General features: G+C 57.2%; 2 protein-coding genes. Both read left to right on the top strand.

The window, feature by feature from the left end:
• Window positions 1–28: 28 nt before the first annotated feature.
• Window positions 29–9,028 carry an SDR family NAD(P)-dependent oxidoreductase gene (locus tag P40081_RS18930; protein WP_042137634.1) on the top strand — a complete coding sequence of 3,000 codons (9,000 nt, stop codon included), beginning with the start codon at window positions 29–31 and terminating at the stop codon, window positions 9,026–9,028.
• Entirely contained in the window at window positions 9,025–11,583 is a 2,559-nt protein-coding gene (locus P40081_RS18925; protein ID WP_042137632.1) for an alpha/beta fold hydrolase, read from the top strand. Before P40081_RS18930 ends, P40081_RS18925 begins: the two co-directional genes overlap by 4 nt.
• The last annotated feature ends 91 nt before the right edge of the window (window positions 11,584–11,674 follow it).

Genomic DNA, 11,674 nt, shown 5'->3' with positions numbered 1-11,674 from the left:
TATCAAACATAGGTTGGTGGTCAGCACAATGAGCATGGACAAACCGGAAGACCGTAAGGAATTAATCTATTTCCAGGAGCTGTGGGCGGAATCCGCCCCCGTTCCGCAAGCCCCGGCGATCCCCACTAAGGAAGAGGCTAAGGCAATGCTCCTGTTTATGGAGGCAGAGGACAGGGAAGGACAGGCGGCAGTGAGGGAACTCAGCCGGGATTTCACTGTAATTACCGTACTGGCGGCAAGCACCTTCCACAAACAGGACGGTCATACTTACACGATCAATCCTGCGGTGGAACAGGATTATACCGCTGTGCTGGCTGAAGCTGCCAGGGACAACCTGCAAATCGCCTATATGGCGATGCTCTGGAAGAATACCGCGCCGCCGGATGATTCAATGCCACCGCCGGATACCGGTGCTATTTTCACTATTTTTCATTGGGTTCAGGCCTTTCATGCCCTGAAGCTGCGGCTTAATATCCGCTGGCTGTCCATCTCCCGGAGCGGCGGCGGAGAGCAGCCTGCAATCGAAGCTTTGGGAGCCTACGGCAGCTCGCTGCAGCGGGTATATCCGCGTCTTCGCTTCACTCATATCGGGCTGCAGGATGGAGAAGCGAATCTGGCGGAACTCATCCGGGAGGAAAGCCTGCTGACCCGCTTTGCTTTTGCACATGAAGTGAGATATACGGGTGGCTGCCGATTGGAGCAGCAGTTCAGCGAGCTTAACCTGGGGACAGACGGGCCTGCTCTGCTGAAGCAAGGCGGCGTGTACATGATTTCCGGCGGAGCCGGTGCGCTGGGCATGATCCTGAGTACTCATCTTGCGGAGAATTACGGGGCGAAGCTGGTTCTGCTGGGCAGAAGTCCGCTTACAGCCTCAGTGGAGGATAAACTGGCGGCCTTGCGTAACTGCGGTGGAGAAGCGCTGTATCTGACCTGCGATATTGCGAAGCCCGCTGAAGTGCATTCGGCAGTCCGGCTGGCCAAGCAGCATTACGAAGTCCTTAACGGTGTGATTCATGCGGCGGGCCAAGCGAGCCATCAGCTTATTTTTCAGAAAAGCAAGGCCGCCTTCACTGAGATTCTCCAGCCGAAAATCGCGGGTATTGCTGCTCTGGATGAAGCCACACAGCAGGAGCCGCTGGATTTCTTTGCCGCCTTCTCCTCGACTTCATCCCTGCTTGGGGATTTCGGACAATGTGATTACGCCGTGGCGAACCGGTTTTTGGACCGGTTTTGCCGCAGCAGGCAGCAAAAGGCCGAGAAGGGCGAACGGCAGGGCAGAAGCCTCTGCCTGAATTGGCCGCTATGGGAAGCGGGCGGAATGCATCTGGACAATCAGGGGGAACAGCTCTATCTGCAGACTTCCGGAATGGGGTATTTATCAGAGGCGCTGGGCATCAACGCTTTTGAAGCCATCCTGGCAGGCCGGGAGCAGCAAGCTGCAGTAGTATACGGGGAACGAACAAGGCTGGAAACGCAGCTGAGGCTGAAGCCGAAGGAGGCCGAGCAGGCCAGAGGAGGAATAGCTAAGTTGGAGGAGCATACGGGGAATACAACCGAGTCCATGGAAGAACAGGTAATGCGCGATGTGCTGCACCTGGCGGCGCAAATTTTGCAGACACAGCCCGGCAGGCTGAACCCGGAGGAGAACATGGGCGATTTCGGCTTTGATTCGATTTCACTGAAGGAATTTGCTGACGGGTTAAGCGAGCTGTATGAAATTGAACTGTCTCCGGCTGTCTTTTTCGCCAAAACCACACTGAGCGAGCTGACCCCGTTCCTGCTGGAGGAATTCAGCCGGGAGGTTCAGGCTCATTATGCTGCGGCGACTCCTGTGACTGATTCACTTGAGCAGCAGATACGTATTGCACCGCTGGCGGCACAGGAGGCAATCCAGCCTAATCCGCAGATTAATCCTGCTGCACTATCTGCTCCGGCGGCACAATCCGTTCCGCAGGAAAATCCCGCAGGTCTGCCCCGCTCCATGAGAGCTGGTGCAGGGGAAGTACAGCCGCCTGCGCTGCTGCCGCTGGCACAGAAATTCTCCGGCCGCAGCAAGACCAGCCGCACAAAGGCCGTGCCGGAAGCTACGGCGCGGCGGGATGTGGCGGTGATTGGCGTGAGCTTCAAGCTGCCGGGTGCAGACACGGCGGAGGAGCTGTGGAATTTCCTCGAGCGCCAGGAGAATCAGATCCGGGAGATTCCTGCAGACCGCTGGGACTGGAAGGCCTATTACAGCACCGACCCGCAGGCTGAGAACCGCACCAACTCCCGCTGGGGCGGCTTTATCGGCGGCCATGATACCTTTGACGCCAAGTTCTTCCAGCTGTCGCCCCGCGAAGCGGAGCTGATGGACCCGCAGCACAGATTATATATTCAGGCGGTCTGGAAAGCGGTGGAGGACAGCGGATATAAAATGTCTACACTTGCCGGGAAGCCGGTGGGCGTATTCTCCGGCGTACAATTTACCGATTACCAGCAGTTATTGTCCGCGAATATGGAGAAGATTCAGGCCCAGTCCAGCATTGGCAACGCAACGGCCTTGCTCAGCAACCGCGTCTCTTACCTGTTTAATTTCAAAGGGCCCAGCGAATCAATTGATACCGCCTGCTCCAGCAGTCTCGTAGCCTTGCACCGGGCGGTGAAATCCATTCAGCACGGCGAGAGCAGCCTTGCGCTGGCAGGCGGGGTGAGCCTGATGCTTGATCCCAATACCTATGTAGGTGCTGGAGTCATGGGTGTATTCTCACCGGAGGGGCAGTGCAAAACCTTTGACCGCAGTGCGAACGGCTATGTCAAAGGAGAAGGCGTCGGCGTCGTAGTGCTGAAGCCGCTGGATCAGGCCGTGGCGGATGGCGATCACATTTACGGCGTGATTAAAGGCACAGCCGAGAATCACGGCGGCCGGGGTCATTCCCTTACCGCTCCCAATCCGGATGCACAGGCTGAGCTGGTGGTGCAGGCCTTCACCGAAGCGGGCGTAGATCCGGCTGCGGTATCGTATATCGAAACGCATGGAACGGGAACGGAGCTGGGCGACCCGGTGGAAATCAACGGGCTGAAAAAAGCCTTCTCCGAGCTGTACCAGAGCCGGGGACAGGCTCCGGCCCCCGGTCCGCAGATCGGTCTCGGCGCGCTCAAGACGAACATCGGGCATCTGGAGCCGGCTTCCGGTATTGCCGGAGTGATTAAGGTTCTGCTATCCCTCTCCAGGGACAAGCTGCCGGGTAACCTGAATTTCAAGGAGCTGAATCCTTACATTCAACTGGAAGGCTCCCTGTTCTACGTGCTGGAACGCACGAAGACCTGGGAGGCCAAGGTGAACGCGTCCGGCCAGTCCTTACCACGCTGCGCGGGTGTCAGCTCCTTCGGCTTCGGCGGCACGAACGCCCATGCCGTCATCGAGGAGTATGTACCGTCTGCGGCGCATGCGCAACCTGCGGATGAACCTGTGGTATTCCTCCTGTCGGCCAAGAACCGTGACCGGCTGCGCGAATACGCCGCACTCTTCCGCGGTGCTCTAGCCGAGGCTGTAGATATGCGAGGGATCGCCTACACGCTCCAGGTGGGACGCGAAGAGCTGGAGGAACGGCTGGCTATCGTCGCAGCCACTGCGGAGGAGTTGCGGGACAGGCTGGCCGCTTATTGCGGCGGATACGAAGCACCCGGCCTGTACACGGGCAGCGTTAAGAAATCCCGTCCAGAGACAGGAGCTGAGGACTATTCACAAGCGGTTATCGCCCATGCCTTGGCGGCTGCGGATCACGTTACCCTCGCCAAGGCCTGGACAGCCGGAGCCAGTATTTCCTGGACCGAGTTGTATGGGAATCAGCGTCCGGCGAGAGTTTCCTTGCCGAGCTATCCATTTGCACAGACCCGGTATTGGATGCCGCTGAAGAAGGCAGACCCCGCTTCCGTCAAGATTGTGGCCTCAGAGCCAGCCTTGCACGCCCTGATCGACCGCAACCTGTCGACGCTGTATGAACAGGAGTTCGGGAAGACCTTTCAGGGCGACGAGTTCTATCTGGCTGATCATGGGCATGTTCTGCCGGGCGTTGTCTATCTGGAGATGGTCCGGGCAGCCGGAGCCTTGGCCGATCCTAAGCATGTTGTAACCGGAATCCGCAATGTGGTCTGGTCGAGTCCGGTGCTTGTGGACAAGGAAGCGTTACTGGTCAGAACCGCTGTGCAGCCCGGACCCCAAGGGATTGACTTCAGGATTTACTCCGAGCAAGGCGGGCAGCGGGTGGAGCATGCCCAGGGCAAGCTGGAGCTGGGTTCTTCCGGGGACTTCCGGCAGGAGAGCCTGGATATCAACGCCATAATCGGCAGAAGCAGCGGCGGGGAGCAGGAAGCGCGTGCCTATTATGAGCTGCTGGGCAGCCTGGGCGCTGAGCTGGGCAGCCGGTTCTCGGGGATTCAGGCTTTGTACTGCAATCCGTCCGAAGCCGTCTCCAGGCTGACTGTTCCGGACCGTCTTATGACCACATTGGATCATTATCAGCTGCACCCGACCCTGACCGACGGAGGCTTGCAGTCTGCGGTGGCTTTTGCCTACCGGACCGGGCTGATTGACCGGCAGGTGCTGTTTGTGCCGTTCGTGCTGGGACAGCTCGAAATTCTGGATGCTTCTGTTCAGCCCGCCTACGCCTATGTTCAGCGTTCGCCGGGTCAGGGACTGAAATTCGATATCGCTTTTGTGGCAGAAGCAGGACAAGTGGTTTCAAGAATGAAAGAGCTTGCCATCCGTCCGTTTCAGGTGAACCCGCTGGCGGGAACCTCCGCAGCAGTGCATCAGCCAAAGTCCGCCGGAAGTGAGCTGGTCTATTTGACCCCGGGCTGGGTGGAGAGTCCCATAGATCCACTTGCGCTGCCGTCTGCTCCGGGAGCCAAATTGCTGCTCATGGGCGGCGCTTCGGCGGAGAAGGAGGCGAGTCTGACAAATGCACTTGCGGACACTGCCATTCGGGTAAGCTTTGGCTCAGTGTACAAGTCACTAGCCGTTAATCAGTTTCAGATTGATCCAGCCGATCCGGAGAGTTATACGAGACTGGCCGAAGCCTGCGGCATTGCTGAGGATACGAAGCTGCAGATTGTTTATCTGCTTAGCGGCACAGGTGCCCGGACGGTCAGAGAGTGTGTGGCTCAGGACGTCTATCCCGTGTTCCATCTGTCCAAATGGCTGGCTTCCTTCGGGTTCCGAAGCCCGGTCCGCCTGTTCTGCATATACCGCGATGAGAAAACGGTGGCCGCCTATAGTGCATTGTCCGGCTTCTTCCGCTCAGCCGTGCTGGAGAGTCCCAAATTGCAGGGCAGCCTGATCCATATTAAGGATCACAGCAGGTTGAATCATGTGCTGGAACAGGAGTTTTCAGGCAGCCAGCCTGAGCATGAGGTGAAATATGAAGCGGGCTGCAGATATACCCGCCAGTTAATCCCTGCACAGCCGCCCCGGGACCGTACGCGCAGGCTGAAGGCCCGAGGTGTCTATATGATTGTCGGCGGACTCGGCGGACTGGGCTATAGGGTTGCCGAGCATCTCGCAGAGAATTACCAGGCGCGCCTGGTGCTGTGCGGCAGAAGCCCGGAAGGTGACCCGGCCAAGCTTGAGCGGCTGAAGTCGCTGGGTGCAGAGGCGGTCTATCTTTCGATGGATTTGGCCGATGCGAAAGCGGTGGAGCTTACGGTAGCGGAGATTAAGAATTTGTTTAACCAGCTGGATGGAGTTATTCATTGCGCCGGAGTAATCAAGGATTCGCTGCTGGTTAAGAAGAACATGGCGGATATTGCCGATGTGCTCAGTCCCAAGGTATACGGAACCGTATATCTGTACCGGGCGTTGTCACGGGAAAATCCGGAGCTGCTGTTCGTGCCCTTCTCCTCCTCAACCGCGTTAGTCGGAAATATCGGCCAGAGCGATTATGCCTATGCCAACAGCTTTTTGGATCATTATGTAGCGCTGATGAATGAGAAGCGGGGCAGAAGCGATACCGCAGTGAACTGGTCCCTGTGGGAGAATGGCGGCATGCAGGTGGACGGCGCTACCAGGGAATTGCTCTGGTCAAAGTTTGGGATGAACGCGCTGTCTGATGAACAGGGACTGCGGGCCCTGGAAGACAGCCTGTCCTTCCGGGAGGACCAGGTGATGGCGGTATCGGGAGACAGGGAGAAGCTCATCCGTACCTTCACCGGCCAATTTCGCCAGGCCAGCCGGCAAAGCCGGCAGCCGGAAGGCAGTTTCGCCGCTGCGGCCGCTGCGCCTGGGGATAACGGACGAAGCCATCAGCTGGAGGAAGCGCTCATCGGCATCATGGCGGATATTCTCAAGAGCAGCCGGAGCGAGGTCAGCCGGGATTCCGATCTCAGTGAACTTGGCTTTGATTCGATCTCGTTCACTGAGCTGTCGAATGCCATCAACCGGGCCTTGGGAGTGGAGATTACACCAACGCTGTTCTTCGAGCAGTCTACTCCAGCTGCCATTGCGGAAGCGATATACGGTGAATACCGGACGGTGATTGACCTTCATTTTGCACCGCCGGAACGAGGCGGCGAACGCTTCACGGTTCAGGCTCTGCAAGCTGAAGCACCGCACCCATACCTTCAGCCCGAGACTGCATTCAGGCTGCTGCACCGCAAACCCGATACCTCCGTGTTCCCGGACCTGGCGGATCGATCAGGGCGGAACACCGGTGCCCTGCCGGACACCAGGGAGCCTATCGCTATCGTGGGCATGAGCGGGATGATGCCCGGAGCGGACAATCTGGAGCAGTTCTGGTCCAATCTGGAAGCACAGAAGGACATGGTCACCACCATTCCTGAAGACCGCTGGAGCTGGCAGAACCGCTACGGCGACCCGCGCCGGGAGACGGGCAGAACCGATGTGAAATACGGTGCTTTCCTAAAGCGCATCGACACCTTTGATCCTCTCTTCTTCGGCATTTCGCCGGTGGAAGCGGAGAAGATGGACCCGCAGGAAAGACATATGCTCCAGACCGTATGGCATACGCTTGAGAATGCGGGCTACAAGCCGGAGGAGCTGTCGGGTACCCGGACCTCGGTGTTTATCGGGGTATCGAACGGGGATTATCAGGAGCTGCTGCTGAAGGATGAGATTGCCACCACGCTGACCCGCACGATGCTGACGAACCGGATCTCCTATTTCTTCAACTGGAGCGGACCGAGCGATCCGATTGACACGGCCTGCTCCAGCTCGCTGGTAGCCATCCACCGGGCGGTGGAATCGATCTGGCATGAAGGCTGTCCATATGCAGTCGCAGGCGGAATCAATCTGATCGCCAGCCCGAACCTGTTCATCGCTGGCAGCAGCCTGGGGATGCTGAGCAAGGACGGGAAATGCAAGACCTTCGACAAGGACGCCGACGGGTATGTGAGAGGCGAAGGGGCAGGGGCGCTGCTGCTTAAGCCGCTGTCTGCCGCGCTTAGGGACAAGGATTATATTCATGGCGTGATCCGGGGAACAGCGGTCAACCACGGCGGGAAATCGAATTCGATTACTTCCCCGAATGCCAAATCCCAGGCGGAAGTCATTATCCGCGCACATGAGCGGGCAGGCATAGACCCTTCCACGGTCACTTATATTGAGACGCACGGAACAGGTACCAGCCTGGGCGATCCGATTGAAGTAGAGGGACTGAAAAAGGCATTCAAGGCTCTGTATCAAGAGTGGGGCAAGCCGGAATCAGAGCTGCCGCAATGCGTAATCGGCTCGGTCAAAACAGCAATCGGCCACCTGGAATCGGCGGCAGGCATAGCGGGTGTAAGCAAAGTGCTGCTGTCCATGAAGCACGGGAAGATTCCGGGCAATATTCACTTCAAGGAGCTGAATCCCTATATCAAGCTGGAAGGCAGCGGTCTTAGCATTGCAGGGCAAACTGTCCCATGGAAGCCGCTTGCAGGAAGCCGGGGCAGTGAGATTCCGCGCCGGGCGGGCATCAGCGCTTTCGGTGTAGGCGGAAGCAATGCGCATATCATTCTGGAAGAATACCGCAATCCGCCGGTTGAGCTGTCTGCAAACAGCCGCTCCCGGCACATCATTATCCTGTCTGCCAAAAGCCAAAGCAGTCTAAAGGAGAACAGCCGCAGACTCCAGGATTTTGTCGCCCGCAGCCTTGCGGGAGAGGCGGCCCTTCCTGCGGAGGACAACGCCCACAGTCTGGAAACAAGCCTGCGGCGCGATGTCATTGCCTTGTTCAGGCAGGTGATGGTTCTTGACGGTGAGGACATTGATCCTGCGGCGGAGCTCGAGGAATATGGACTGGACGCAGTCAAGAACGTGCAGCTGCTGGAATTGCTGAAGGACAAATTCACTCTCGAATTCAAGGACGCAGTGTACGGCTTCTCTTCGCTGAATAGTCTTGTGATGTTCCTGTTGCAGCACGATCCCGAGGGGATCAGCAGTTACTACGCGGCGGGACGCAGTAGAGTGCACCTGGAAGGAACTGCTCTGCCGGACAGCCTCACCCTGGAGCAGCTGGCTTACAGTCTGCAGGCCGGACGCGCTGAAATGACGGAACGGCTGGCCATTGTGGCCGACAGCCTGAGCATGCTTCACGGGAAGCTGGGAATGTACCTGTCCGGGCAGCAGGATCAGGTGGAAATATATGAAGGACAGAGCAGCCAGCGCTCGGCGCTCAGCAAGCTGTTCGACGGCGAGGAGAGCCGCTTGTTCATGAATGAGCTGCTGCTGGGAGAGAAGCTGGACAAGATTGCCCAGCTATGGGTCCAGGGCGTTGCCATCGACTGGACGGCCTGGTACCCGCAGCCGCTGCGCAAGACGCCGCTTCCCGAGTATGCCTTTGATGAGGAAAGATACTGGCTGCCCGGACCGGACCGCATAAGCGCGCCAGAATCTGCCCTAAGCCCGGCTCATGCTCCGGCAGCAGAAGCACATGCGGAAGAAGAGCCGGTTGTTCTGGATGACGATCAGCTGCTGCTGTGGCTGAACAAGGTACACAAAGGGGAAATAAGCGCCGAGAACTTAAATCTGTTAGTGGGGGATCTCTTGGAATGAGCACCTATTCAAGAATGCAGTTGTTAAAGCTGGTGGAGAACCAGCAAATGTCTCCGGAGGAAGCATTGAAGATTATCAGGGAGAACAGTCAGCGTCCTGCAGGCCAGCCACAGCATCAGCCGCAGCCGCCGATCCAGGAGGAGCCGCTAATCGCGGCTCCTGCGGACCGGCAGGATTTGGGCTCGCAATTGAACAAGCTCCTGGTGGAGGGAGTAGCCACGCTGCTTAAGGTACCGGCGGGCAAAATCCACCCGGATGCCGACTGGAAAAGCTTTGGGTTTGATTCCATCAGCTTCACGGCCTTTCACAGCTATCTGACGGAGAAGCTGGGATTCAGCTTTCCCCTGGATGTCTTCTTTGAATACAGCACAATCCACACCTTAACCGGGTTCCTGCTGACCCAAACCTCCGGTGCAGACGTCAGCTTCAGTGAGGAGCCTGCTGTACAGCCAACGGGTCACCTGCTTTCTCAAAGCCACGCTGAGCCAGGGGAACTCACCCCTTCCCGGCAGGATTCCCTGTGGCTGGTCAACAGTGCGGATACCTTTATTCTCGACTTCTGGAGCAAGCTTGCCGACTCCTCCATCAATGCTCCCGGGACGGGTTATCCTCCGCTGTCCACAGCTGAGCTGGATAGAGTCGCGCACAAATACATCCAGCTGCTGGTGAATACCTCGGCCGGTCAGAAGATGGAGGTAGTAATCTCCGGTCAGGGGAAGCCGCTGGTCATTGTCGGAGGTGTGGGTATGGCTTCGCCGATGATTCTGCATCAGCTCGATTATTTCTCAAGCCGCTGCCGGGTCATCAGTATCCATAATCCGGGCTGCGGACTCAGCGAGGATATCGACAATTACTCGCTGGAGCACAGGGTCAAGGTGATTGCGGATGTGCTGGACAATCTGGGAGTGAGCGGGCCGGTGGATTTTGTAGGCATTTCCTGGGGGGGACTCGTCGGGCAAACGTTCAGCGTGGAGTATCCGGAGCGGGTTTCCAGCCTGATCCTGGTCAGCTCCATCTATGAAATCGTCAATGAGAACCCGCAAATGAATGCCGACGCAGCGATGAAGAAGGATCTTGAAGCAGTCGAGCGGGGGCTGGATTCCCTGGAGCTAATGGAATACGGGAAGAGCATCAACAAGCAGATTTTCACGAAGTACATGGAATATTATCTGCCCGGCAATCACAAAAGCTACTCGACCATCCAGCTGATCGGCCGCATTCAGGTGCCTGTACTGATCGTATACGGCAAAAAAGACACCATCATCAATACCCGGCAATCCAAAGAAATGGCAGTTGCAATTCCGGGGGCCCGCTGCGTTGAAATAGAAGACGCCGCCCACTTCCTGTTCATGACGCATCATGAGCAGCTGCACCGGGCGATGGAAGAGTTCATCTTCCGGCCGGAGGCTGAACCCTTCAGCCTGCGGGTCAGCTACGCGCAAATTCTGGATGCTGAGCAATTGTGCAGATCAGAGCTGGACATACGGGGAATCGAAGGCTACGGGGGACTGGAAGAGCGTCTGAATGAGCTGTGCATGAGCTATGCCTACCGTTATATCAGGCAGTGCGGTCTCGACACCACTCCCGGTACGATTCATGACCGGACTGAGTGGGTGAAGAGGCTGAAGATCCTTCCCGGATATACCAAGCTGCTGGACTGCATGATCGATATGCTGGCGGAAGACGGCGTGGTGAAGCTGCTGAACAGCCGCGTCAAATTCATCAAGGCCGAAGCGGAGATTCCGCAGCCGCAGGAGCTGTATGAGGCCTGTCTGCACGATTTCCCTGAGTTCCGGGGGATGCTCCAGTTCCTGGATTATTGCACCGGCAATTATAAGGATGCGCTCAGCGGACGGGTCCCTCCTGTCAGCGTGCTGTTCCCTAAGGGCAGCTCGGACGCCCTGGAGCGGAGCAACCGGGATACCGTGGAGCATGGCAGGGAACGGGTCTATGCCCGGGTGGTGCATGATATTCTCTCCATGCTGATCGCCAGGGACGGAGGCGGTAGACCGCTCAATATTCTTGAGGTCGGCGGCGGAACCGGACTCCTGACCCGGCAGCTGCTGGATCTGGCAGAACTCCCGAATGTGAACTACTATTTCACCGATATCGGCGAATATTTTATTAACAAGGCGAAGGATGAGCCCGAATTCACTTCCCTGCGCTTTAAGACTTTTGATATCAGCAAAAATCCGGCAGAGCAGGGCCTGGCACTGCACAGCTTTGATGTTGTGCTCGGGCTGAATGTGGTCCATGCCACTAAGGATATCGGCGGAACGCTGGCCAATTTGCGGCAGCTGCTTGTGCCGGATGGTCTGATGCTGCTGATTGAGGCCTGCAAACGCCTGCGCTGGGTGGATATGGTCTGGGGGCTGGCCGAAGGCTGGTGGATGTTCGAGGACCGGAGCCTGCGCGATAAATCTCCGATTATTGACCCGTATGCCTGGCAAAAAGTATTCGTGGACGCCGGTTATCTGGACATTCAGGTCTTCCCTGGCGACGATGAACGGCGCTTTATGGCCGACTGTGTTCTTGTTGCAGCGCACAAAAGGTAAAAATTCAAAAATATGATACTAATTTTAACATTATACAGCATAAACATTCATTGACATTGAAGGAAATCGTAGATGATAATTTAGTAGATTC

Source organism: Paenibacillus sp. FSL P4-0081, assembly GCF_000758565.1.
GTDB lineage: Bacteria > Bacillota > Bacilli > Paenibacillales > Paenibacillaceae > Paenibacillus_AQ > Paenibacillus_AQ phytohabitans.
This window is presented reverse-complemented; position numbering and strand designations above follow the sequence as displayed.